The 25,392-nt window shown below is 66.7% G+C and carries 20 protein-coding genes; 7 read left to right on the top strand and 13 right to left on the bottom strand.

What is annotated here, in order from left to right; all coding sequences use genetic code 11:
* The first annotated feature begins 134 nt into the window (after positions 1-134).
* Positions 135-653, top strand: a complete 519-nt coding sequence (locus tag LPH33_RS02820; protein ID WP_016931869.1) for a flavin reductase family protein — start codon at positions 135-137, stop codon at positions 651-653.
* A 53-nt stretch (positions 654-706) separates the two neighbouring features.
* Here the strand turns inward: LPH33_RS02820 and LPH33_RS02815 are convergent, their stop codons facing one another.
* Entirely contained in the window at positions 707-2,155 is a 1,449-nt protein-coding gene (locus LPH33_RS02815) for an MFS transporter (RefSeq protein WP_226950058.1), read from the bottom strand.
* A gap of 131 nt (positions 2,156-2,286) precedes the next feature.
* Between LPH33_RS02815 and LPH33_RS02810 the strand changes: the two genes are divergently transcribed.
* Positions 2,287-2,784 (top strand): MarR family winged helix-turn-helix transcriptional regulator, encoded by a 498-nt coding sequence (locus LPH33_RS02810; protein ID WP_160873683.1) that lies wholly within the window; start codon positions 2,287-2,289, stop codon positions 2,782-2,784.
* Positions 2,785-2,906: 122 nt separating this feature from the next.
* Here LPH33_RS02810 and LPH33_RS02805 read toward each other — a convergent pair whose 3' ends face one another.
* The 7 genes from LPH33_RS02805 to LPH33_RS02775 all read right to left on the bottom strand — a co-directional run bounded on the left by LPH33_RS02805 (position 2,907) and on the right by LPH33_RS02775 (position 12,982).
* Positions 2,907-4,802, bottom strand: coding sequence for a sensor histidine kinase (locus LPH33_RS02805; protein WP_229566964.1), 1,896 nt, complete (start codon positions 4,800-4,802; stop codon positions 2,907-2,909).
* Between the two features lie 683 nt (positions 4,803-5,485).
* Positions 5,486-6,952: an FAD-dependent oxidoreductase gene (locus LPH33_RS02800; RefSeq protein ID WP_229566963.1), complete on the bottom strand. Its 1,467-nt coding sequence runs from the start codon at positions 6,950-6,952 to the stop codon at positions 5,486-5,488.
* 159 nt (positions 6,953-7,111) lie between these two features.
* The gene (gene hsaA, locus LPH33_RS02795; RefSeq protein WP_229566961.1) at positions 7,112-8,284 is read right to left on the bottom strand and encodes a 3-hydroxy-9,10-secoandrosta-1,3,5(10)-triene-9,17-dione monooxygenase oxygenase subunit; all 1,173 of its coding nucleotides are present in this window, start codon (positions 8,282-8,284) and stop codon (positions 7,112-7,114) included.
* Between the two features lie 530 nt (positions 8,285-8,814).
* Positions 8,815-9,738: a biphenyl-2,3-diol 1,2-dioxygenase gene (bphC, locus tag LPH33_RS02790; protein ID WP_106200679.1), complete on the bottom strand. Its 924-nt coding sequence runs from the start codon at positions 9,736-9,738 to the stop codon at positions 8,815-8,817.
* 34 nt (positions 9,739-9,772) lie between these two features.
* A complete protein-coding gene (locus LPH33_RS02785; protein WP_106200680.1) occupies positions 9,773-10,951 on the bottom strand; it encodes an acyl-CoA dehydrogenase family protein in 1,179 nt (392 codons plus the stop codon).
* Positions 10,952-11,122: 171 nt separating this feature from the next.
* Entirely contained in the window at positions 11,123-11,989 is an 867-nt protein-coding gene (locus LPH33_RS02780; protein ID WP_106200681.1) for an alpha/beta fold hydrolase, read from the bottom strand.
* Positions 11,990-12,094: 105 nt separating this feature from the next.
* A complete protein-coding gene (locus LPH33_RS02775; protein WP_229566960.1) occupies positions 12,095-12,982 on the bottom strand; it encodes an IclR family transcriptional regulator in 888 nt (295 codons plus the stop codon).
* A gap of 279 nt (positions 12,983-13,261) precedes the next feature.
* Here LPH33_RS02775 and LPH33_RS02770 point away from each other — a divergent pair, with 279 nt between their 5' ends.
* The 3 genes from LPH33_RS02770 to LPH33_RS02760 all read left to right on the top strand — a co-directional run bounded on the left by LPH33_RS02770 (position 13,262) and on the right by LPH33_RS02760 (position 17,151).
* A complete protein-coding gene (locus tag LPH33_RS02770) occupies positions 13,262-14,407 on the top strand; it encodes a 12-oxophytodienoate reductase (RefSeq protein WP_229566958.1) in 1,146 nt (381 codons plus the stop codon).
* 227 nt (positions 14,408-14,634) lie between these two features.
* Entirely contained in the window at positions 14,635-15,981 is a 1,347-nt protein-coding gene (locus LPH33_RS02765) for an MFS transporter (protein WP_120281348.1), read from the top strand.
* 117 nt (positions 15,982-16,098) lie between these two features.
* Positions 16,099-17,151 (top strand): ferredoxin--NADP reductase, encoded by a 1,053-nt coding sequence (locus LPH33_RS02760; RefSeq protein WP_160877750.1) that lies wholly within the window; start codon positions 16,099-16,101, stop codon positions 17,149-17,151.
* Between the two features lie 174 nt (positions 17,152-17,325).
* Here the strand turns inward: LPH33_RS02760 and LPH33_RS02755 are convergent, their stop codons facing one another.
* Both LPH33_RS02755 and LPH33_RS02750 read right to left on the bottom strand, forming a co-directional pair.
* Positions 17,326-18,129 (bottom strand): SDR family NAD(P)-dependent oxidoreductase, encoded by an 804-nt coding sequence (locus LPH33_RS02755; protein WP_120281346.1) that lies wholly within the window; start codon positions 18,127-18,129, stop codon positions 17,326-17,328.
* Between the two features lie 49 nt (positions 18,130-18,178).
* Positions 18,179-18,448 (bottom strand): hypothetical protein, encoded by a 270-nt coding sequence (locus LPH33_RS02750; RefSeq protein WP_229566957.1) that lies wholly within the window; start codon positions 18,446-18,448, stop codon positions 18,179-18,181.
* A 130-nt stretch (positions 18,449-18,578) separates the two neighbouring features.
* On the opposite strand from LPH33_RS02750, the gene LPH33_RS02745 reads away from it, so the two are divergent.
* Positions 18,579-19,580: an IS481-like element ISRae1 family transposase gene (locus LPH33_RS02745; protein ID WP_229566955.1), complete on the top strand. Its 1,002-nt coding sequence runs from the start codon at positions 18,579-18,581 to the stop codon at positions 19,578-19,580.
* On the opposite strand, the gene LPH33_RS02740 is transcribed toward LPH33_RS02745, so the two are convergent.
* The 3 genes from LPH33_RS02740 to LPH33_RS02730 form a co-directional block, all read right to left on the bottom strand.
* Positions 19,577-20,737, bottom strand: coding sequence for a Rieske 2Fe-2S domain-containing protein (locus LPH33_RS02740; RefSeq protein ID WP_160877748.1), 1,161 nt, complete (start codon positions 20,735-20,737; stop codon positions 19,577-19,579). The two genes, LPH33_RS02745 and LPH33_RS02740, sit on opposite strands and share 4 nt — an antisense overlap.
* A 167-nt stretch (positions 20,738-20,904) precedes the next feature.
* Positions 20,905-22,584: an AMP-binding protein gene (locus LPH33_RS02735; RefSeq protein WP_160877746.1), complete on the bottom strand. Its 1,680-nt coding sequence runs from the start codon at positions 22,582-22,584 to the stop codon at positions 20,905-20,907.
* Positions 22,585-22,610: 26 nt separating this feature from the next.
* Complete coding sequence (locus LPH33_RS02730; RefSeq protein ID WP_160877744.1) at positions 22,611-23,420, bottom strand: MaoC/PaaZ C-terminal domain-containing protein; 810 nt, start codon at positions 23,418-23,420, stop codon at positions 22,611-22,613.
* A gap of 235 nt (positions 23,421-23,655) precedes the next feature.
* On the opposite strand from LPH33_RS02730, the gene LPH33_RS02725 reads away from it, so the two are divergent.
* The gene (locus tag LPH33_RS02725; protein ID WP_085469432.1) at positions 23,656-25,335 is read left to right on the top strand and encodes a class I adenylate-forming enzyme family protein; all 1,680 of its coding nucleotides are present in this window, start codon (positions 23,656-23,658) and stop codon (positions 25,333-25,335) included.
* The last annotated feature ends 57 nt before the right edge of the window (positions 25,336-25,392 follow it).

Below are 25,392 nucleotides of genomic sequence, written 5' to 3'. Positions count from 1 at the left end.
CGTCCCGTGCACACGGCACGGCGACCGGATGTCCACTCAGCGAGAAGCCGTTCCGGGGTGGCGCGCGTCACCCATACGCTCGATTCGTAGGACGTCGCCGGAGGCCGCGACCAGAGCGAATCGGAGTGAGGCACATGCAGACCGGAATTCAGACCCAGGACGCGACGTTCGAACTCGGCGTTCCCGGCCCGGACGAGATGCGACGTGCCATGGGACGTTTCGCCAGCGGAGTCACCGTCGTGACCGGTCTCGACGAGGACGGCCCCACCGGTTTCGCGTGCCAGTCGTTCGCGTCGGTCTCGCTCGAGCCGCCCCTCGTGCTGTTCTGCGCCGACCACCGTGGGCGTGCATGGCCGCGGTTGCGCCGTACCGGCTGGTTCACCGTCAACGTCCTCGGCGAGAACCAGACCGATCTGTGCGCTCGCTTCGGGTCCGGCCGCGGCCTCAAGTTCGACGGTCTCGACTGGGATCTGTCCCGCTGGGGCACTCCGTCGCTACCCGGCGTTCTCATGCGGGTGCACGCCTCGGTCGAGGATGTGCACGTGGCAGGTGACCACGATGTCGTCATCGGACGTGTCGCCGAACTGGAGTGCGTCGGCGACCAGAGTCCGATGGTGTTCTACCGCGGGGCGTTCGGGCTCGACGCGCGGTAACTCCGCCGATACTTCCTCCGCCCGCCGCTACCGGCGGGCGGAGGAAGTCGTCGTCACACCCTCACGGAGGGCGTCGCATCGGCGTCGACCTTCGCGAGACGGGCCCGGCGCGACTGCGGAACGGCGGCGGTGAGGACGGCCGCGAGAAGCGCGACGCCTGCGCCCGTCAGCAGGACGACCCGGAAGCCGGACTCCGTGGGAATGGTATGACCGGCGAACGGCGCACTCATCTGCGCGAGGACGACACCGATGACGGCGGAAGCGGAGGACGTGCCGACCGACCGCATGAGACTGTTCACGCTGTTGGCGGATGCCGTATCCGTGGCAGGGACCTCCCCCATGATCAGGGCGGGCATCGCACCGTATGCGAACCCGACTCCCGTGCTGCAGATCGCGGCGACGACCGCCAGGCCCAGGACCGATCCCATCAACAGCAGCCCCACCGTGTACCCCAGAGCGATGATCAGGCAGCCCACCAGCAGCGTGGTCTTCGGACCGCGGTGAGCCGAGAGCTTTCCTCCGATGGGAGAGACCGCCATCATCATCAGACCACCCGGTGCCATGCACAGACCCATCATGATCATGGACTGGCCCAGTCCGTGACCGGTCTCTTCCGGCAGCTGCAGGATCTGCGGGAGAATCAGCGACTGGGCGTACATCGCGAAACCCACCACGATCGAAGCACTGTTGGTGAGCAGCACGGGCCGGCGGGCGGTGACGCGCAGATCCACCAACGGATCGCGGACCCGCAGCTCCCACCATCCCCACACTACGAGCAGCAGGACGGCAGCGGCGAGGAAACCGATCGTGAGGGTGCTCGACCAGCCCCAGTCGGCGCCCTTGGAGATCGCCAGCAACAGACAGACGAGGGCCGCACTCAGACCGACCGCTCCCACCGCGTCGAAGCGTCCGCCGGACTGCAGGACGGGAACATCGCGGAGAACCCACCACAACGCACCCAGCGCCACCGCACCGAGCACCGCCACGCCCCAGAACAGGAACCGCCAATGCACGTACTGTGCAACGGCGGCAGATGCAGGCAGTCCGAGAGCGCCGCCGACGCCCATGGACGCACTCATCAGTGCCACGGCCGAATGCAGACGGTCGTACGGCAGTACGTCCCGAAGGAGGCTGATTCCCAACGGGATCAGACCTACGCCGATTCCCTGCAGACCGCGACCGATCACCATCGGCACGAGTGTGGACGAGAGCGCACACACGATCGAACCGGCGATCACCGGCACGAGGCAGACGAGCATCATGCGGCGTTTGCCGTACATGTCGCCCAGTCGTCCGGTGACCGGAGTCGCCACGGCACCGGCGAGCAAGGTCACGGTGATCACCCATGACGCGTTCGCGGCAGAGGTGTTCACCATGGTCGGCAGGTCCACGATCAAGGGCACGACCAGGGTCTGCATGAGCGCCGCGATGATGCCGGTGAAGGCGAGGACACCGACGAGAGCCCCGGAACGGACCGGGGTATTTTCGGATATGTCTGTCATAGAACTCCTGAAAGAAAAGAAATATGCATGATGCATATTCGACGCATCATGCATTCGATGTGTACAGTACATACTGATGACGCCGCAACGTGGCGACCTACTCGGGTGACGTTCTTCACGAAAGACTTTCGATGACCAAGCCGACCCACTTGATCGAGTTCGAAGCGATGCTGCTCGGCCGGCACCTGGCGAACATCAACAGCCGCAAACGCGGCAGGCATTCGCTCGACCGCAGCGCCTATACGGTTCTCAGCCGCATCAGCATGCAGGGCCCGATGTCGATCGGCCAACTCAGCGACGCACTCGATCTGGACAGTTCGACACTCAACCGGCAGACCTCGGCGATGACCGCCGCCGGGCTGGTCGAACGTATCCCCGACCCGGACGGCGGGATGGCCCGCAAATTCCGGATCACCTCCTCGGGCGAGGAGAAGCTCGCCGCCGAGCGCGCCCACGGAGTCGCCGCGCTCGAGCGCGTGCTGACCGATTGGTCCGAGGACGAGGTCGCCACCTTCGCAGGGTGGCTCGAACGCTTCAACAACGACATCGAACGCTTGACGGGGCATCCGTGGCCGCGGCCCACCGGGTCCGCAGTGCATCTTCCCGACGGGTCCGTCGGGGGGATGTGAGCCGGGGGTACCGCGCGAGCACGGTTCGGTGGCCGGCCGAGACCACCGGCAGACCGGAACACCTGCGGTACGAGTGATGCCACCGCCGTCGAGACGGCGGTGGCATCACTTCCGGTCACACGTCAACCACGATGCTTTCCGTGGGCAATACCTCCGGCGGGCGTCGTCGACGGCACCAAGGACGGAAGTTCCTCGGTCCTGAGCCGGCGGGGACGTTCCGTCATCACGGTGGGCTGGACCGTGTGCACCTCGCTGAGGAGGGCGGCCGGGAAGTAGACCGACGCCGTGACACCGGCGTTCGTCTCGGTGTCGAAGGTCGGCCTCAGACGCACGCTCATGCCGTTGCGGGCCGCCAGACGCCCGATCACGAACAATCCCAGTTGCCGCGGGGCGTCGACATCGGCATTCTCACCCGCCGCGAGACGGATATTGATCTCCTCCATGGCATCTCGGGGAATACCGATTCCGCGATCGGCGATATCGAGAAGCAGGCCACCCTCCACGGCGGAGGAGAACTCGAACCTGACGGGAGTGCTGGGCGGGGAAGCCCGCAGCGCGTTGTCGACGAGTTCGGCCACCAGATGGACCACGTCGTTCACCGCCTTACCGACGAGATATCCGTGCGGGGTGTTCCCGATCTGCACCCGCTGGTAGTTCTCCACCTGGGACACCGCACCGCGGAGCACGTCGCCGAGCGGTGCGGGCCCGCTGCGAGTACGCGGGCGCGTGCCCGCGAGAACCAACAGGGATTCGCCGGTACGCCGCATGCGCGTCGCCAGATGATCGAGAGCGAACATGCTCTGCAACCGCGCGGGATCCTTCTCCTCGTATTCGAGAGATTCGATCAGCGAGAGCTGCTGTTCGACGAGGGTCTTGTTGCGACGTGCCAGCGTCTCGAGCATCACGTTCACCTGTTTCCTCAGGTGGGCCTGCTCGCCGGCGAGACGCAGCGCCTGCGTGTTCATCGAATCCACCGCTCGGGAGAGTTCGCCGATCTCCTCGTCCGTATCGGTGCCGACGGGAGCGAGACGGACGGAGTCGATGTCGGCCCCGTCCTTGACCGCCGCGATGGCGGCGGGAAGCTCGGTGTTCGCCGCTGCGAGAGTGTTGTCCCGTAGACGCCCCAGGGGCACCGACAGGGAACGGATGACTGCTATCGCGAGGAGCAGGGCGAGTACGAGTGCTGCCGTGACGAGGAGCGCGTCGCGGGTGGCCGCGGTACGTGTCTCGTCCGCCAGTTCTTCGAGCGTCCCGATGATGCCCGCGCTGGCGCTGTCGATCCCCTCCGCATAAGGCTGGGACGCCGAAATCATGGCGTTGCGGAGGTCTTCCCCGAATTGCCTGCTCGGCGTGAAGTTCTCGATCAGTCTACGGCGCGATTCGATATCGCCGAGCATCCCGTCGATCTGCCCGGTATCGAGCCCCGATCCTCGAAGGAGTCGCAGCGTCGACTCTTCGGTGTTCATGGCGTTGGTCGCCAGGAGCCGGGCGGCCTCGGGGTTGGTGGACAGCAGCCGGAAGGACTCCATCTGGTCGAGGAGGTTGAGCTGCGCGTCCCACATCACGAGCAGGTTCGTGGCGTCGACGAGAGCGTCGTGGTTCTCGAACAGGTCGAACAGGTCCCGGAAGAGATTCTTGCACCGCACCAGGAAGTCGGTGGTCCGGCGACCGAGCTCGTCGACGCCGAGGGAGGAGTTCATGACCGCGGCGTAGAGCTGGTCGCCGTCGGCGAGCAGCGCATCGAGTTCTACGGCGACATCGGAGTTGAGATCGGCTCCTGCGGCGAGTTCCCTGAGCGTGGCCATGGACTGCGTCACATCGTCCGAAGTTGCGTTCTTGGGGGTGAATCCGAGGCTCGTGGCGGTAGCGACGCTGATCAGAGCGGTGGAGAAGTCGAGCAGTGCCGGGGCGACAACGGTCTGTTCGGACAATGCGGCCGACCGCTGCGCTTCGTCGAGCTGAGTCGTGACGCGTACGGCACCGAGAGCGACAGCGACGACGAGGGGAATCGACAGCACGGCCGCGAGTCTGTATTTGAGACGCCAGCGGCCGATCTGCAGGGCACGTATTCGGCTCGGATCCACTTCTCGGATCTCCCTTTCACGATGAAGAGAACGTGCTTTTCGGACATAAGTTACATCTTTCCGAAATGTTCTACACCAGATCCTCGTTCGGGTACATATTTCGTCCCGGGCACGGAGACGAATTCCGTGCCGGTCGGCCTCGCCCGAGGACCGGCCCCCTACGAACCGGTCGGCCGAACCGTCGATCGCCGAAGGACGAGCACCGTCGTCGAGGGCCGGACCGGACACGTCCGCACCGGAGACGATGAGGAATCCCGGCGGCAGCCCGCCCCCGCCGGCCCCCGGCAACCGTGCCCAGCCCTGTGTTCGTTCATCGATACCCCCCTGTTCGCGGCGTCGAACATACACAATGCGTGCGGAGGGCAGTGAGGAGGTCCGCCCTTTCCGTGTACGGCGACAACGCTCCTCGCGTGTTCGACTACCCGATCAGGCCGCCCACCCGGCACCGAGGTCCGGTCGCCGGCCTCCGGCGCGAATTGCAGAGCCGGCGCACGGCTGGGGTCGCCGAACCCGGCATTCCCCCGCGGCAGGCTCGCACGACACGAGATGCGGAGCCCTCCCGGACTCGGATCCGGAATGCCCCGCTCATCGCATCCGAGGGGACATTCCGGTGCCACTCACTTCGCCGCCGCACGCATTCCGGCGCGCCGGCCGAAGAAGCTACCGTCACCGAGGGAGATGCCACTGCAGTAGCCCCACGCCGAGAGACCGGACGTACAACGGCCCGCCGCATACAGACCGGGAATCGGATCTCCGTCCACATGAAGAACTTCCGAGTCCACCGAGGTCTGCAGTCCCCCCAGGGTGAAACCTCCGGTCATGCCGCGCAGATCGATCGCGGCGATCGGCGATCGGAGGGGCCGCACCCACTCCGCCTTCTTTCCGAGGACCGGATCCGTCCCCGATTCGGCGTGCCGATTGTAGAGCTCCACCGTCGAGACGAGAGTTTCTGCGGGAAGACCCATTTCGGACTCGAGTTCCGACACCGTCTCACACACCCAGGTCGGCCGGTGACGGAGTTGCGGACTCGAGGTCGGTGTGGCCATTCCTTCCTCGTAGGCCTGTTCGTCGATGACCAGGAACGCCTGATTGTCGTTCTGGTACATGGTGAGCTGGCCGATCCGCCCGGGATAGGTGTCCTCGGTGACGTAACGCTGCCCCCGGCCGTTGACCAGGATGCCTCGCGCGATCAGTTGCGGGTCGCAGAAGAACGCGACCTCACAGGCGTCCATATGCGCCAGTCGCGCTCCGAGTGCCTGAGCCATCGCGATTCCACGACCGTCGTGCTCCTCCACGGTCGCGGCAGGCCGCTTGTACAGCCGTGGGGCGTGCGCCTGCATCATCTCGTCGTTGTAGGCGAACGACCCGGTGGCGAGTACGACACCGCCGCGCGCACGTACCGTGAGCGGAGCACCGAACCTCGTGGCGACGATCCCTACGACGCGTCCGGTCTCGTCGACGACGAGACACTGGACCCGGACATCGGATTCGACACGCACGCCGAGATCGGCGGCCTTCGCGATCAGGGTGGTCATGAGCACGTGACCGGCAGCCTGATCACCGTTGCGCGGCATCGGCACCTGCGCGAGATGCCCACGGGGAGCGGGGTCGACGAGTGTGGCGAACGGCGCGGCGTTCTCACCACCGCTGTACATGAGCGAGTCGTCCACGGGGCACTCCCACCCGGGCTGGGACCAGAAGCTTTCCTTGTAGGGCACGCCGCATGCTTCGAGCCACTCGAAGTGGTCGACGCTGCCCTCGCAGTAGACGTCGAGTTTGTCCTCGTCCACACCCGGACCGAGGGCCGCGGCGAGAAAGGTCTTCATCTGCTCGGGGGTGTCGTCGAATCCGCACGCCTTCTGCAGTCGTGTGCCACCGCCGAGGTAGACGATGCCGCCCGACAGCGCCGCCGCTCCCCCACCGCCGCCGGTTCGTTCGAGCACCAGTACGTCGGCGCCACTCTCGGCCGCACCGATCGCTGCGGAGACACCGGCGATACCGAAACCGGCGACCACGACGTCGGCTTCGAGATCCCAGCGTTCGATCTCGCCGGCGGGGACAGGGCGAACCGGAGAAGTGCTCATGGAAGGTCCTTCCGAAAACGGAGAGCGGCACACGATCCCGCAGAGGGTGGAGTGATCCCCTCGGACCGTAGAGGCCGTTCCCCCTCGGCGGTGAAGAATTCCCGGTGGCCGGGAGAACGGGCAGAAACACTCGCGGCGTCCCCACCGGGAGCACGGAGATCAGATGAGATTGTCCTCGACCGGCAACCCGAATGCGTCCCGTCCGTACAAGGCATAGGCCCGCTCGGGTTCGTTCGCGACGTGGACGCTTCCGGCATGTGCGTCGCGCCAGGCACGTTCGATGACACCGCCGAGGAACAACGACGTCCCCCCGGCCGTCTTGAACAACAGGTCGATCGCCTCGACCGCTCGCTCGGTGGCCCGCACCTGATCCCGCCGGGTACGCAAGCGCAGTTGCAGCGGGATCTCCGCGCCCGCCCGCGCCAGCTTCCACAGCTCACGCATATTACGGTCGAGCTGGAGCGTCGCCGCGTCGATATCCGATGCTGCCCGTCCCACGGCGACCTGCGCGAACGGATCGTCCACGAAACGTCCCCCGCCCAGGCTCAGCCGCACGCGTTCGCGCATCGCCGACAGATACTCGTCGTAACATCCGGCGACTACTCCCACGATGGGCACGGCGACGGTGGTGGTGAACATGGCGGCGAACGGAAGCCTATAGAGCGGACCGGTGTTGACCTTCCGGCCCGGACCCCGCAGCTGCGAGGTCTCGTAGTTGCTCTTGACCCGGTAGTCGGGGACGAACACGTCGTCGACGACGATCTCGTTGCTGCTCGTCCCTCGCAGTCCCACGACGTTCCACACGTCGCGAATCACGTAGTCGCACTTCGGAACGAGGACGGTGACGACATCGACGGGCTGCCCCTCCGATCCGACGATCACCGCACCGAGCAGCGCCCACGAGGCGAACCCGCAGCCGGAGGAGAACATCCACGTTCCGGACAGGCGGTAACCACCACCGTCGACGGGGACGAGTCTTCCGACCGGGGCGTACGCCGAGGAGATGAGCACGGAATCGTCCTCACCCCACACGTCGCGTTGCGCCCGGTCGTCGAACAGAGCGAGATGCCAGGGATGGACACCGACGATGGAGGCGATCCATCCCGTCGAACCGCACGCCTCCGAAATCGTCCGCACCACTTCGTAGAACCGCGCGGGTTCGGTCTCCGATCCGCCGTACCGGCGGGGTTGCAACATGCGGAACACTCCGGCCGAGACGAGATCGCGGATGGTCTCGTCGGGAATGCGGCCGAACTGGTCGACACGTGCGGCCCGATCGGCGATCCCCGGGGTCAATTCGCGGACCGCGCCCAGAACGTCGTCGGCGGTCATCGGACTCCTCGTGTCGTGTGTGCGTCTCCCCCGCAGCATATCCGGGTTCACGTGCCGACCCCTGTGCCTCCGTGTGCAACCACAGCGTCTCCCCAGTCACGGGGATGTTGAAGGCTCCGTGGATCGTGGCACGACGGTCGGGTTCGATACGCTTTGCCGGCGTGTGTGACACCTGCCGACTGTAGGCGCCGGGATCGAGCCGGACCTCGATGTTCACGATATCGCCCGGCCGCCGGCCGTGTTGACGGACGAGCGCGCACAACGCATCGATGGGGTACCCGTGTAGTGGCAGGCGGGGTTGTACTTCACGGCGCTGTCGCGTATCCACCAGTGGTCTCCGATTCCTCGGTGATCGCCTCACGTCGCACCGAACGGAATCCTCGAGCCTCGAAGAATGCCGGTTCGAGATCGAGCCGCGCGGTCATGTCGTAGCCGACAGTGACAGGCGAGCGAACAGGCCGCCGACGCGGCGATGCCACGGCGCCGTACGCCGTGGCATCGCCGGAAAGTACCCGGGTGAACGAACTCGATCAGCCCACCGGAGGCGAGAACGCCGCGAGCGGTTCGGAACCCGACCAGTCGTGACCCCAGTAACTGTCCGCGGTGATTTCCTCTGCGGTGTAGAAGGTCTCGTCGACGAGCATCCCCTCCGTGCCGAACTCGATGTCCCATCCGCCCGGAGCCCGGACATAGAACGAGACCATCTTGTCGTTGGTGTGGCGGCCCAGCGTCGACGAAATCGAGAACCCGAGCTTGTTCACCCGGTCCAGGGCCTGACCGACCGCGTCGAGGGTGTCGACCTCGAGCATCAGGTGCACGAGACCGGGTTCGGCGGTGGGCGGCGCCGGGCACAACGCGAGGCTGTGGTGACGGCGGTTGACGCCCAGGAACCGCACGCGTCGCACAGGCGGCGGTGCCGACAGGCCACCGAGCCGCGTCGCTCCGCGCGGCAGGAAACCGAGTACCTCAGTGTAGAACTCGTAGGACTCCGCGAACGCGGCGGTGGGTAGGACGACGTGGCCGAGCCCCTCCTCGCCGGTGTGGAAGACACCGGCGAAGGGCGTCACGACCGGGCTGTGGTCGAGCACCGGGCCGAAGAACACCTCGGTGCGGGTGCCGCCCGGATCGTCGAATGCGATGACCTGCTCGGCGTCGCGATAGGTCGACTCCTCCTCGGAGAGGACCTCGACGGTGATGCCGGCCTTCTCGACCGCTTCGCGCACGCGACGCAGCGCGAACTCGTCGCGCACCTCCCAGCCGACGGCGAGTGCCTTGTCGACCTCACCGGGCAGCACGATCAACCGTGCCCGCCGCTCGTCGACGCGCAGGTACAGGCCGTCGGCCTCGGGGCCGGCGCCGATCGCCATCCCGAGTCCGTCGACGACGAGTTCGCGCCACCGTGCGATGTCTGTGGTCTGGATCCTGAGATAACCCAGTCCCCGGATGTCCGTCATATCCGAATGTTCCTTCGCCGTAATGGATGTGATGTCAGATCATCGACCGCATCATGCCCTGCGGTTCTTCGCCGAGCTGGGTGAGCGTCGCGGCATGGAAGATCGAACCGGGCACGTGGATGGCGTGGCTCAGACCGGCGTGCGCGTCGCGCCAGAAGCGTTGCAGCGGGTTGCTCAACTGCAGTGCGCCACCACCGGCACGCGAGAAGATCTCGTCGACCGCTGCCACGGCCCGCCAGGCGGCGGCGGTCTGCGTGCGCCGACCGATCGCGCGCTGCTCGAAGGTGACCTCGATGCCCTTCTCCGTCATGTCCCAGAACCGATCGACGGTGTCGAGGATCGCGGCGCGCGAAGCAGCGATCTCCGCAGCGGCCCCACCGAGAGCCGAGAGCACGTACGGATCCTGTTTGATCGCGGTGCCGGAGACCGTGACCCGCTCACGCTGCGACTCGATGTAGCAGTTCAGCGCACCCTCGGCGATACCGATGAGCGACGAGGTGATACCCAGCGGGAAGATGCACGAGAAGGGGAACTTGTAGAGCGTCTCGTCACGTCCGGCGTCCTGCCACGCCACCCCGCCCATGACACGCTCGGCGCGCAGGGTGCGGTATTCGGGCAGGAAGGCGTTCTCCACGATCAGATCCTTCGAGCCGGTGCCGCGCAGGCCGACCACGTTCCAGCTCTCGTGGTCGATGCGGTAGTCCGATCGCGGCAGCAGCACGTGCAGGCTCTGCGGGGGGCTCAGCCGGTTGCCGTCCTTGTCGCCGACGGCAGCGCCGATCATGACCCAGTCGCAGTGGTCCGTGCCCGAGGAGAACGACCAGCGGCCGTTGAGGATGTATCCGCCGTCGACGGGAGTTGCGACACCCATCGGCGCGTACGGGGAGGCGATCCAGGTGTCGGGATTCTCGCCCCACACCTCCTCCTGCGCCTTCGGGTCGAAGAAGGCCATCTCCCAGGGGTGGACACCGACGATGCCGCTGACCCAGCCGGTCGCGCCGTCCATGGCACCGATGGCCATGGCGGTCTCCGCGAATTCGCGCGGGTGTGCCTCGAGGCCCCCGAATTCCTTCGGCTGCAGGAGGCGGATGACGCCGGCGTCACGAAGTCTCTTGGCGCTGCGGTCGGTCAGACGCATGAGCGTGTCGCCTTCGGCGCCGTCCGCGCGGATCTCGTCTGCGAACTCCGAAACGGAGTCGAGCACCTGTCCCATGATCTCTCCAGCTCTGTGAGGGGTGACGCCCGCGATACGGCGTGGTGAGCGTCGCTTCCGTTGACGCCTACGGTCTCAGGAGAACGGCTCTGATATCGCAGCACTTCCACTGAGCGGGAACAGCCTTCCGCTGTGGCGGGGACGACCGGTCGGCCGTCCCCGGACCGGTGTCTACGAGTCGTCTCTGGTGAGGAAGGCGAGGACGGCCGACAGCCATGCCTCGCGGGCCTCGATCATCGTCCAGTGTCCGCAGTTGGGGAAGACATGCAGCTCGCCGCGGCGCAGCTCGCGCATGGGAAGCATCGCCATGTCGACGGGGCTGACACGATCGTCGCGACCCCAGGTCAGCAGCACCGGTGCGGTGATCTTGTGAAGCTGAGCCCAGTACGGGGTGGCGTCGGAGGCGGCAGCGGCCTTCGCGCCGGCAGCGAAGGCTGCGGTGCTGTACATGCGCCGAGCGATCTCGAGGGTCTTCGGTTCGGTGGCCAGTGCCCACCTCTCCTCGATGAGCTCCTCGGTGACGATCGCCGGGTCGTACACCATGGAGCGCAACCAGCGGACGAGTTTGTCGCGGGTGGGGTCGTCCGTGAACTCCATGAGCAGCCGGATGCCCTCGCCGGGCGACGGCGCGAAGACCGATCGCCCCGCGCCTCCGATGGTGACGAGTTTCTCCACCCGATCCGGCTGCGCGATCGCGAACTGCGTTCCGACGATGCCACCCATCGAGTTACCGATGATCGCCACGCGGTCGAGACCGAGTCCGTCGAGGAAGTCGGCGACTGCGACGGACGCCATCGCCATCGGATGCCCTTCGCACGGGTCGCTCACTCCGAAGCCGGGGAACTCGAGAACGAGGCACCGGTAGTGCTCGGCGAGATCGCCGAGCACCCCGCGGTAGTTCCGCCAGCCGGTGACGCCCGGTCCGGAGCCGTGGAGCAGCAGGAGAGGTTCGCCCTGGCCGGCTTCGTGGTAGCGGAGGGTTCCGCGGTCGGTCGCGAGTTCCCTCGCCGTGTTCTCGAAAGTCGATTCCGTCGTCATGACGAGAAGGTTTCCAGTGATCCACCTCACGCGGCTCGAACGTTCCCGATCACTGGGATGTTCCGCCTGCCGGGGGGCGGTGCGTGATGCAGCCGGCTCCGGCCGTCAGATCCAGCCGTTCGACTGCGTGGCGAGCATTCGCTCCATGACCTGCGGCGACCACGACGCTCCGGGCGTGCGTGCGGCACGATTGCGTCGAGGGGTGTCGAGTTCGGGATAGAGCGTGCGCGAGATCGTGCGGACCGCATCGGCGACCAGCGGCGCGATGCGTTCGAGGTGGCCGGGGCGGGTGGGACCGCACAGGGAGATCGCGGCGACCGGCGATGCGGGGCTGCGGATCGCGGCGCCCACACAGGACATACCGGTGGTGGCCTCGCCGGTCTCGAACGCCAGGCCGTGACGACGGCGGATGCGATTGAGTTCGAGGTGCAGGGTCGACAGGTCGGCGATGGTCCGCTCGGTGCGACGCGGCAGGTGCGGGCCGGGGTAGAGAGCATCGACCTGTTCCGGCTCGAGTCCGGCGAGCAGCGCCTTCCCGCCCGCCGTGGAGTAGGCGGGTACACGTCCACCGACCCGCGACGGCAGCGTCGCGGCGAGCTGGCCGCCGATCTTGTCGAGGTAGACACAGTCGGGCCCGTCGAGCACGGACAGGTGCGCGACCATCCCGGTGGTCATGTGCAGTTCGTGGAGGAGCGGTGCCGCGGCCTCGCGGACACGGATGTGTCCGTTGTCGCCCTCTCCCATGGCCTTTGCGCGGCGACCGAGACAGTAGCCGAACGACGCATGGTCGATCCAGTCGAGTCGCACCATCTGGTCGAGGATGCGGTGGACCGTCGAACGCGGAAGCTGGGTGCGGCACGCGACTTCCTCGAGGGTGAGCCGCGATGAGAGATCGTCGAAGGCATCGAGGATGAGGGTCATTCTCTCGACCATCGATGCAGGCAATTCGCGCTTCGGTGCCTGGGAGACCTGCGTACGTTGTGCCTCGGACATCGCCACCCTTTCTCCGGAATCCGATCACCCACGAGAGAAAAACTGAAATTGATTCTTGTGAGCGGATGCCAGAGTACTCGGCGAGTGACCTGTTGCACAATTCCCGATCAGCGGACCGGGCCGATTGCGCGATCCGCGTCTTCCTCACCGACCGTCCGCCGACACGTCTCACTGAGCAGGAGGTCCCTGTCCCCCGGGCCGAGCGATGGGTACAACCTCGGATGTGGGCGGAATCTGCCTGCACCCGTCGCCCGCCGAGCCGAAAGAGTCGAGACCGAGATGTCAGAAACCGAGTCCCCCCTCTTCCGCCCCCTGACGGTGCGCTCCCTCGAGCTCCGCAACCGCATCGTGATGTCCCCGATGACCCGCTCCCACTCCCCGGGTGGCGTACCCGGACCGGACGTGGTCGAGTACTACCGGCGACGCGCCGCGGGCGGCACCGCCCTGATCGTCACCGAGGGCGTCGCCATCGAGCACCCGACGGCAGTCGACAACCCCCGCGTGCCCCACATGTACGGCGAAGCAGCTCTCGAAGGCTGGCGTCGCGTCGTCGATGCGGTCCACGCCGAGGGCGGACGCATCGTTCCCCAGCTCTGGCACGTCGGCCCCCTCTGGGGCGCGATGAGCGCGGATGTCGACCCCGACCTCGTCCCCATGCGACCGTCCGGGATCTGGGGCGAGCTCGGCGTGACGTCCTACGGCGAGGACTACATCGACCGAGCCTCCGCACCCACGCGAGCCATGACCGCCGAGGACATCGAACAGGTCGTCGATGCCTACGCCGACGCAGCCGCCGCTGCCGCCGAAGCCGGGTTCGACGGCATCGCACTCCACGGAGGGCACGGCTACCTGCTCGACGCGTTCCTCTGGGAAGGCACCAACCTCCGCGACGACGAATGGGGCGGCGACCTCGAGCGCCGCACCCGCTTCCCCGCGACGGTGGTCGCCGCCATCCGCTCGCGCATCGGCGACGACCTGCCGATCTTCTACCGTTTCTCGCAGCACAAGCAGCAGAACTACGAGGCCCGGATCGCCCACACCCCCGACGAACTGAAGGCCGTCCTCACCCCCTTGAAGGAAGCCGGCGTCGACGTGTTCGACGCGAGCATCCGCCGCTTCGACCTTCCGGCATTCGAAGGCAGCGACCTGACCCTCGCGGGCTGGGCCAAGAAGGTCACCGGCGCACATTCGATGGCCGTGGGCAGTGTCGGAATCGCGACGACGTTGCGGGAGAGCCGCCTCCAGGGCAGCGCGCCCGCGCGCAACAACGTTCCCGAACTCGAACGACGGCTGGGCGACGACGAGTTCGATCTGATCGCCATCGGACGTCTGCATCTCGCCGACCCCTCTCTCGCGACAACCCTCCGCAACGGCGCGGAACTCCCCGAGTTCGACCGCTCGGTACACGAGGCCGCGCTGATCTGACATCCCGAAGGCGTTCTCGCTCAGCGAGATAGCACAGCGTGACAGCTCTCACCTGCGATACCAAGTGATCCGAGCCACTCCCATTCGTGGGGCAGGGAAACACGGCCCGCGCTCGGGCCGCCGAGAGTCTGGAATGTGCTTTGACTTCCTACGCCAATGAACTCTCCCAGCCGGAAGCCGCAACCCCGAAGGGGCGGAGCCGGTTCGACCGGCAGCAACCGGTATGGGTGATCGTGTCGGTCCTGATCGCCGTCGAGATCATCAGCGCGTTCGAAACATCGATGATGTTCGCCGCGATCCCGACGTTGATCACCGAATTCGACAGCGACGCATCGACGGTCGGATGGGCGGTGACGGCCTTCCTCCTCGTCTCGGCTGCCTCGGCCGCCGTGTGCGGACGACTCGGCGACATGTACGGCCGGGAACGCATCCTGATGGTCCTGCTCGCCGTCGCGGCGCTCGGCTCGATCGTCAGCGCCGTCGGCGACAGTCTCACCAGCATCATCATCGGCCGCGCGATCCAAGGTGTGGCCGGCGCGATCCTGCCGCTGTGCATCGGGCTGGCCCGTGAGCACCTTCCCGCCTCCCGCGTCCCCGTTGCCGTCGCATTGATCTCCGGCTCCGCAGTCGCAGCAGGTTCCGCGTCGCTGCTCGTCGCCGGTCTGCTGATCGACAACGCCAGCTGGCACATGATCTTCGTCGTCGCAGCCGCATATGCGATCTTCGCTCTGCTGCTCGTCTGGTTCGTCCTGCCGTGGCGTCGGCCCACCGGGACCTCCGAGAAGATCGATTACATCGGCGCGGTCACCTTCGCCGGTGCGGTCGCCGCGATCCTGCTCGGTGTCAACAAGTCCCAGGCATGGGGCTGGTCGGACCCGCGCACCCTCGGTCTCATCCTGGGTGGCGCCGCCGCCCTCGTCCTGCTCGTGCGGTGGGAACTGCGCACCCCCTCCCCCATCATCAACGTGCGACTGTTCGCCGACCGCAAGTTCTCGCTCACGATGCTGGCGACCGTCGCGATCGCGGCGGGTCCGCTGGGCGTGGTCACCATGATCATCCCGATCATCATGCAGACGCCGTCCACCGGCGACTTCGGCCTGGGCCTGAGCGCGACACACGCGGGTTGGCTCTCGTTCATCGGTTCTTTGTTCGGATTCGTCTGCACCCCGCTGAGCGGCCGGATCTCCGCCGCAGTGGGTTCACGCGCCTCGATGCTGCTCGGCACCGCCCTGTTCATCGTCGGCGTCGTCGTCATGCTCACCGCTCACCACTCCGTGGTGGCCATGACCGCCATGGTCGTCGTGGTGTCGGTCGCGACCGCCTTCGCCTACACGGCGATTCCGAACCTGATCGTCGAGTCCGTGCCCGAGCACAACACCAGCGAGACGACCGGCACGAACGCCGTGCTGCGCACCGCGGGCCAGGGTGTCGGAACGTCGATCGCGACCATGCTGCTCGCCTTCGCTGCGACCCCCCTCGCAGGGATCAACATGGTCGGCGGCATGCTCATCGCGCTTTCCGTGGTGACCATCGGGATCACCGTGCTGATCCCGCGCACCGCGCGCACCGCCTGATCCGAACGCCCGTCTCCTCCGGCTGTCCCGATTACCGGGAGGAGACGGGCGTCGGCGTCGGCGTCGTTCTACCGTGGTCCGATCGAGAAGTTTTCGTATCGAAGGGAACCCACTGTGATGACAGCCGTTGAGACACCGGTCGGTTCACGCTCCATCGTGCTGACCGTCAGTGCAGTCGTCCAGGAAACCGCCGACGCCGTTTCACTGGTGTTCGACGTACCCGAGGACCGCCGAGCGGACTTCACCTACAAACCGGGACAGTTCCTCACCCTGCGCATTCCGAGCGACATGACGGGTTCCGTTGCGCGGTGCTACTCCCTGGCGAGCTCACCGCACGCCGACGAACCCCTCAAGGTCACGGTCAAGCGCACCGCGGCCGGATACGGTTCGAACTGGCTGTGCGACAACGTCGCCGCCGGTCAGAGCATCGAGGTGCTGCCTCCCGCAGGAGTCTTCACCCCGGTCGACCTCACCGAGAAGCTCGTCCTGTTCGCCGGCGGAAGCGGGATCACCCCCGTGATGTCGATCCTCAAGTCGGCACTGCACAGCGGAAACCGCAATGTGGTGGTGGTCTACGGCAATCGCGACGAGAAATCCGTCATCTTCGCCGAAGAACTCCGTGAGCTCGCCGCACGACACTCCGACGCCCTCACCGTCGTCCACTGGCTCGAGAGCGTGCAGGGCCTGCCGTCCCCGCAGCAGCTCGCGACCCTGATCTCCTCCTTCGCCGATCACCGCGCATACATGTGCGGACCCGGACCGTTCATGGACACCGTCCGCGAAGGCCTGCTGCTGGCCGGCGTCCCGAAGGACCGGATCCACGCCGAGGTCTTCACCTCTCTGTCCGGTGATCCGTTCGCCGACGTACCCGCCGTGGAGATCGACGAGTCGGACACCGACGCCGCCTCCGTGACCGTGCAGCTCGACGGCGAGGAACACGACCTCGTGTGGCCGCGCAGCGCCACCCTGGTCGACATCATGCTGTCGAAGGGCCTGGACGTGCCCTACTCCTGCCGAGAGGGCGAGTGCGGCTCGTGCGCGTGCACCGTCGTCGAAGGAGAGGTGGACACCCCGCCGTCGGCGATCCTCGACGAGGAGGACATCGCCAACGGATACGTCCTCGCATGCCAGGCCAGGCCCAAGAGCAAGAACGTGCGCATCGACTTCTGAACCGGCCGTAGCGAACCGAAGGCCCCGTACCGCCTCTTGCGGTGCGGGGCCTTCGTCCGTCCGGGTGAGATCGTGCGGGAACGGATGCACTCCGCGTACAACGCAGCGTCGTGAAATGGGGCGTCCCCGGGCGCCGTACGGCACCCGGGGACGAGTAGGTGGGGATCGCGCGGATCAGCGGTTCAGCAGGGCCCGCATCGCTGCTGCTGCACCCTCGACGAGCTTGTTCCTCGGGAACCCGCTGCGCTTGACCGCGGCCTCGTAGTTGCCGCCGGCGACCCATACGGGGCCGTCGGTCAGGTGCTCGAGACCTTCACGTGCGACATCCTCCGGCTCGGCGACGAGCATCCCCGGAATGTCGAAGTTGAGGCCCGCACGCACCATCGCCGGGGTGCGGGTGACACCGAGGACGAGTTCGACCACATGCACACCGTGCGGTGCGAGTTCGAGCCAGAGGCTCTCGGCGAAGACGCGGCTGAACGCCTTCGATGCCGCGTAGATGCTCTGGTGTTCGGCACCCATGTATCCGGAGAGCGACCCGAGCAGCATGATGCCGCCGCGGCCACGCTCCTTCATCGGCCCACCGAACAGGTGCGACAACTCGATCTGCCGGTGGACGTTGAGGTCGATCACGCCGCGGAACCCGTCGAGGTCGCCGGTGACGAACTCGTGGCCGTAACTGTTCGCGCCCGCGTTGAAGATGAACAGGCCGACCTCGATGTCCTGGGTGGCCGTGCGGATCTGCTCGACGGCGTCGTCGTCGAGCAGATCCAGCGCGAGAGTGCGCACCTGCACGCCGTTGCTCCGCGCCTTGTCCGCCGTCTCTTCCAGTGGTTCCGGTTTACGCGCGATGAGCACGAGATCGAAACCCGCGCGGCTCAATTCGTCGGCGAACGCGGCGCCGACGCCTTCGGAGCCGCCGGCGATGACAGCCCACGGGCCGTAGTACGAGCGATCGAGGTCGAGGGATTCTGGCATCGTCGGTCCTTCGAGAAGTAGTCGGGAGCGGAAGGTCGGGAGGGAACGGTCACTGCACGATGGGGGCTCGGATCGGGGTGTCGTCGAAGACCTCGATGACACCCGAGGCGGCCGCCTTCGCGATCGCGGCGTCGAGGTTCGAGCACGACATCCGGGGCGTACCGGGGCGGCCCTCGCGCCCGTCGTCGTCCCGGACGACGGGGCAACGACGGCGCGCGTCGGTGTTCCACTGGATGGACGTGTGCTCCCAGCTGTTCTTCTGCACGAGCACCTGCGCGGCGCATTCACCGCACCGCAACGGCGCCATCCGGTTCTGCATGTTCTCCGCTCCTAGCTGTTGCGGGTCATGACGTTGTAGACACCACCAGGGGCTGACGAAGGCGGACGGGCCTTCCGACGGCAGGATGGGAAGTACCACCAACTCATCCGCCGAACGAAAGAACCCGTCCGTGCTCCACCGTAACGCCCCGCTGTCCGTCGAAGGTCGCCGCCGTCTCGTCGAGCGGTGCCAGACTCGTCCGCTGTCCCATGTCGCCGCCGAGATGGGGATCTCCCGGGCCTGCGCCAGCAAATGGATGGCCCGCTACCGCGAACACGGTGAACTCGGCCTGCTCGACCGCCCCAGCGTCCCGCACCACCAGCCCACCGCGACCCCGGCCAAGACCGTGGCGCGGATCGAGACCCTGCGACGGAAGCACAAGTGGTCCGCGGCTCGTATCGCACACGAGCTCGCCGCCGACGGCATCAGCATCTCGGTACGCACCGTCAGCCGGCACCTCGCTCACCTCGGCTTGAACCGGCGCAGGTTCCTCGATCCGAACGGCGAGAACAACCGCCAGCCACGCCGGATCATCGCCCGCTGGCCCGGCCACATGGTGCACGTCGACATCAAAAAAGTCGGCCGAATCCCCGACGGCGGTGGCTGGCGGGTCCACGGCAAGGGCTCGGATCAGGCCAAGAAAGTCGAGCGCGCCAAGACCGCCGGTGCCCGCGCCGGCTACGTCTACCTGCACTCGGCGGTCGACGGGTTCTCCCGCCTCGCCTACACCGAGGCCCTGGCCGACGAGAAAGCCGCCACGGCAATTGGGTTCATGCACCGGGCGAGAGTGTTCTTCGCCGCCCACGGCATCGTGCACATCCACCGGGTGGTCACCGACAACGGGTCCTGCTACCGGGCGAAGGACTTCGCGAAAGTGCTCCACGGTGGCCGGCATCAACGGATCACCCCGTACACCCCTCGTCACAACGGGAAGGTCGAGCGCTACAACCGGATTCTGGCCGAGGAGTTCCTCTACGCCCGCGTCTGGGTCAGCGAACGGCAACGCGCCCAGGCGCTACAGGTGTGGAATGTGCACTACAACTATCATCGTCCGCATACTGCCGTCGGTAATCGGCCGCCCGCGAGCAAACTCCGGACCGGTGTCACCAACGTCATGGCCTCATACACCTAGCCCGCAGGGGTGGACTGCTCTTCGAGGGCTTTGCGGGCGATGTTCTCCTCGACTTCCTTCATCCAGGCGGCCACCGGGCGGGTGGTGTCCATCTCGAACTCGAAGCGGTCGGTCATCGCCGGCTCGACGTCCTCGACGTCGACGTAGAACTGCTCGTACCAGCGTCGCAGCTGGTAGACGGGGCCGTCCTCCTCGCACAGGAGCGGGTTGTCGATACGGGTCTTGTTCCGCCAGATCTCGATGTCCTGCTCGAAGCCCTTCGCGATGAAGTTCCCGAACTGCTGGGCGGTCTGCAGGGCCTGCTCGCCTTCGAGGCGATCGGACTTCTTGACGATCATGCCGTACATCAGGACGAACTTGTCCTGGGAGACCGGGTAGTGGCAGTTGATGAGGACCGACTCGACGTCGTAACCCTCGTACTGGTAGACGAGATCGTCGATCATGAAGGACGGTCCGAAGTAGCTTGCGTCGGAGCGGCTTCCGAGCATCTTCGGTTGTCCTGCCGCGTGCGGACGGGTGTCCTCACGGGCCTGGCCCCGCATGAACTGGCTGGCCACCTGGCCTTCGAAGACGTTCTTGAAGTAGACCGGGAAGGAGTAGTGCACGTAGAAGAAGTGCGCCATGTCGACGATGTTGTCGATGATCTCCCGGCAGTTGGTGTCGACCTCGGTGGTGTACCAGACCCAGTCGGTCCACTCGTCGCTCGTCGCGCCTTCGATGCGCGGGATGGTCACGTCGGCGGGCGGCGGGTTCCCCTGAGGGTCGTGCCACACGAAGAGCATGCCGTCCTGATCGAGGGTATGCCACGCACGGGTCTTGGCGATGGGAGGAACGCGCCGCGCGTACGGGATGTTCTTGCAGCGCCCGTTTCCACCCCAGCGCCAATCGTGGAACGGACAAGCGATCTCGTCGCCCTTGACCGTGCCCTGGCTGAGATCCCCACCCATGTGCCGGCAGTACGCGTCGAGGATCTTGATCTCGTCGTTGCTGTCGGCCCACACCACGAGCTTGGTCCCGAAGGCCTCGATCGAGTGCGGCTTGCCGTCCTTGAAATCCTTCGACAGACCGAGGCAGTGCCAGCCTCGGGCGAAGCGAGCGGGAGCCGACCCGGCGACGATCTCGCGGATCTCGGATTGTTCGGAAGTGCCGATGCTCACGGTCGTCCGTCCTTTCGGGAGGGAAGCGTTGAGGAGGTCAGGCGGCGGAGTCCGCTGGAGCATTCCGTCGCGATACGACCGAAACGCTAGGTGATCGGTATCACCCCTGATGAGGACATCTCACTGGTCGAGACCTTCCGCCGTCCTGAGACCGCGCCGGGCCGCGATCACGCAACCGGGGCAGGCTCGGCGGTCGGCATCAGGGCCGCCCGGCCGTTGGCGACGAACTCCTTCTCGATGCGTGCGCGTTCCGCGTCGTCGAGCAGCACGTACTCGGAGGTCCGTCCGACACGCACGTAGACCGTGTCGGAGGTGTTCCACGCGACCGCCCGCAACGGAGCCTTGTTCACCTTGTTGCTCCCCGTCAGCGGGATCCGGTCGGTGACGCGCACGAATCGCGGCCACCACTTGTCACCCATGTCGGGCTGCTCGGCGAGGGTCGCCCCGAAGACCACCGGATCGAACTCCGCACCGGGCTCGAGTTCGACGGCGCACATGACCTGATCCCCGGTCGTGGGATCGGGCACGGCGAAGACCGGGGCGGACAGAACGCCCGGCACCCGCAGGATGATGCGCTCGACCGGGGTGGCGGAGAAGTTCTCACTGTCTACGCGAAGCCAGTCGGAGGATCTTCCGGCGAAGTAGAAGAAACCGTTCTCGTCGCGGTACCCGAGGTCCCCCGACCAGAAATCGTCGCCCTTGACCCGGTCGGCCATCGCCTCGGGATTCTTGTAGTAGCCCTCGAAGGTATGAGCGGCACCACGCGCGACGATCTGACCGACGGCGTCACTGTTGAGGAGACGACCGGTCTCGTCGAAACGGGCGCGAGGGCACTCCTGCCCCGTGTCCTCGTCGAGGATCCGGACGTCGACGCCTCCGACGGCGACGCCGAGCGATCCGGTCGGAGTGTCGGGGGTGCGGTTGATGCGGAAGACACCTTCGCTCATGCCGTAACCCTCGACGACCGTGCAGCCGAAGCGTTCGGAGAAGCGGGCCACGTCGGCTTCGGACGCCTCGGTGCCGAACGCGAGTTCGAGGGTGCTCGCGCGGTCACGGGGGTCCTCCGGCCGGCTCAGAATGTACGACAGGGCGCGTCCGACATAATTGACGAAGGTGGCGCCGTAACGGTGGACGTCGGGGGCGAATCTGCTCGCCGAGAACTTCCGGATCAGACAGACGGTCGCGCCGGCATGCATGGCCGTGCCGAGGTTGAGCATGAGCGCGTTTCCGTGGAAGAGCGGCATGCACAGATAGGCCACCGAATCCTCGCGCATGCGCACACGCTCGGTCAGCGGCCCGAGGAGTCGGGCGAATCGTCCCTGACCGACGATGACGGCCTTCGGGGCACCGGTGGACCCGGAACTGAACAGCAGCAGCGCGATGTCGTCGGCGGACGGGATGGTCCCCGGCAGGTCCGCGCCGCGGAACGGCTCGAGGAACTGCCCGTACCGCGCGTCGTCGATGTCGTAGATCCTGTCGGCGGGCAACCCGTGGTCGGTGCCCTCGAGGAGATGGGCGAGGCGGGACTCGGTGACCACGAGGTCGATATCCGCGTGCCGGATGTCCCGGGCGATCTCCGGACCGCTACGGCTGGCGTTGATACCCACCACGGCCGCCCCGGCCAGAGCGCCCGCACCGATCCAGAACACGAAATCCGGGACGTTCTCGAGAAGTATCCCGATATGACGCTGCCGATCTGCCGGGGCGGGCACGGTCGCCACGATCGCGGCGGCACGATCGGCACTTTCCTGGACCACCTCGCCCCAGGTCCACTGCTGGTCCTCGAAACGCAACCCTACCTTCGGGTCACCGTGACGAGCGCGCACTACTTCTGCGAACGTGTCCAAGTCTTTCCTCCAGACGGTTGTGGCGATCAAGCGAAAGCGGCGCGACCGCCGGACAGAACGGCGCCGGTCTCCGTGACGACGTCGAAGCGGGCATCCGCTGCGTCACCCCAGGCGCGGACCTGTGCCGCATCGCCGGGGAAGACGGGGGCCGCGAACCGCCCGAACAGCATCGTCAGATCGGCCGGGTGCGCTCCGAGCATGTCGGCCAGGGGCAGCGTCGCGGCGGCGAGCGTGCACAGTCCGTGCAGGATCGGGCGGGGCTGTCCGATTCGCGCTGCGGCTTCGGGATCGATGTGGATGTGGTGCCGGTCGCCGGTCAGCCGGTAGAGCGCGGCCTGGTCGGCGTGGGTGGTGAGCGTGCCGACCAGGTCGGCCTCCCCCTCCGGCGCAGCCGGCGCCGACGGTCCGCGCTCGCCGCCGAAACCTCCCGCTCCCGGTGCGAACAACGACCACGTCGCGACGAAGAACTCGCTCTCGACGACGACCTCGAACACCGCTGCCCGACCCTTGTCCCAGACCTCACCCACGCGCGCCGACATCGCGATCTCCCCGGAGCGCGGCAACGGTGCGAGCACCTCGAGGCTCTGGGAACCGTGGAGCGCTGTAGCCGTGTCGAAGGCACCGAGCTCACCGAGCGCATCCGGTGCCCACTGGGCCAGCGTCAGGGCGAACGTCGGCAACACCCGCAGTCGGTCCTCGAACACGAGATCGAGGTCCGTCGCGCCGGCGCCCACCGCGAGCGCGTACAGGATCGCGTCCCGCTCGTCGTAGCCGATCGTGCGGGCACCCAGGTCGTGGCCTCGCCACTGCGCGGGCGTCGACGTCGTTACGGTCATTCGTCTTCGGTCCTTTCTCATGGGGGCGCTGGGCGGCGGCCCGACGGAGACAGGACCTCGCTTTTCACAGACGCCCAGGTCACAGGCTAAGGAGAGCGGTGGTGACCGTCACCGCCCGTCCCACTCACCGGTACATTCGAAGTCGGGGTGACCCGTCGTGAGATTCTGGCGGTACGCACTCGATGGAGGAGGGGACGTTCGTGAAGCGTGCAGGGACACCGGCGGGATACAGGCGATGACCATCCCGTCCGATCCCTCCCATTTCCTCGATCAGCTGGTATCGCGCCTCACCGGTCCGGGCGGCGAGTTCGAGATCGTCGTGCAGGATGTCCTGGGCACCGAGATGCCCGTCATGCGCAAACGCGACGTCGCCGTGGCGGATCTGCTCTCGCAGTCCCTCGTCTGGGGCGACCGCGAGTACCTGGTCACCGCCGATCGCCGGATCACCTTTGCCCAGAACGCGCGCATGTCCTATGCCCTCGCCGCAGCCTTGCACGAGCGGTACGGGGTACGGTCGGGCGACCGCGTGGCGATCCTGTCGGCGAACAGACCCGAAGGGGTCACCGCGTTCTGGGCGACACAGGCCCTCGGCGCGATCTCGGTCGGATTGAACGCCTGGTGGGTCCAACCGGAGCTGGAGTTCGGTATCCGCCATGCGCGTCCGCGGGTGGTGTTCGTCGACGGTCCGCGTACCGCGGCCGTGGCCGGCATCGATCGTGCGCAGACCGTGGTGTTGTCGATCGAGGAGGATCTACCTCGACTGGTCGCGGAATTCGACGGCGCGCAGCCGCCGCCGCCGCGGGTCGCCGAGGACGATCCCGCCGTTCTCCTGTACACCTCCGGCACGAGTGGCGATCCCAAAGGGGCGTTGCACTCCCAGCGGAATCTGCTGGCGGTCGTCGACTACAACCGGTATCTCGACGCGATCGCGACGATCTGGACCGGCGGCACATACGACCGGTCCGCGCCGTCGGACGCCCGGTATCTGCTGACGTCGTCTCTGTTCCACATCACGAGCTTGAACAACACGATCGTGCCGCGGCTGGCGACCGGCAGCGCCGTGGTGATGAATCAAGGATGGTACGGAGTACGGCCCGTGCTCGAACTCATCGAAGCGGAGCAGGTCACCCACTGGATGGCCGTGCCGTCGATGGCGGCGCGGATGCTCGAGGACGAGGATCTCGACAGATACGACCTCACCTCCCTGAGCCGGTTCACCCTGTCGTCGGAACCGTCGACTCCGGAGTTCAAACAGCGCCTGCGCGAGGAGCTTCCGTTCGGGAAGCACGCCATGGTCGACAGCTACACCATCACCGAGTGCAGCACGTCGATCGCGGTGGCCTCCGCCGCCGAACTCGAGGAGTTCCCCGGCACGGTGGGTGCGCCGATCATCACGGTGAGCCTCGAGATCCGGGATCAGACGGGTGCGTGGCTGCCCGACGGCCGCGTGGGCGAGGTGTGTGTACGCAGCCCCTTCGTCATGCTCGGCTACTGGGACGACGAAGCGGCGACCGCCGAGGCGCTCACCCCCGACCGCTGGTTGCGCACAGGCGATTTCGGTGTGGTCGAGAACGGCCGTCTGCGTCTGGTGGGCCGGCGCGCCGACCTCATCCACCAGAACGGTGAGAACGTCTATCCGTCGGAGGTCGAACGCGTCCTCGCCCTGCACCCCGCGGTGCGCGAATGCATGGTGACCGGCGTGCCCCACCCGGAATGGGGTCAGGAGGTCGCGGCGGTGGTTGTGCTCGTCGAAGGCTCCACGGTCACCGTCGAGGAATTGACCACCTTCGCTTCCGAGCATCTCGCCTACTTCAAGGTGCCGACGCAGTGGACGCTGACGTCCACCCTGTTGCCGCGCAACGCCACCGGGAAGATCATCCGCAAAGGCTGGCGCGACACCCACGGCCACTGGTAGCCCCATCTTCTTGCGACCGCCACCGAGTGGACCGGGCCGGAGCCCGGCCCACCGGGT

Source organism: Rhodococcus sp. RDE2, from assembly GCF_020885655.1.
In the GTDB taxonomy this organism is placed as follows: Bacteria; Actinomycetota; Actinomycetes; order Mycobacteriales; family Mycobacteriaceae; genus Rhodococcus; species Rhodococcus pyridinivorans.
This window is presented reverse-complemented; position numbering and strand designations above follow the sequence as displayed.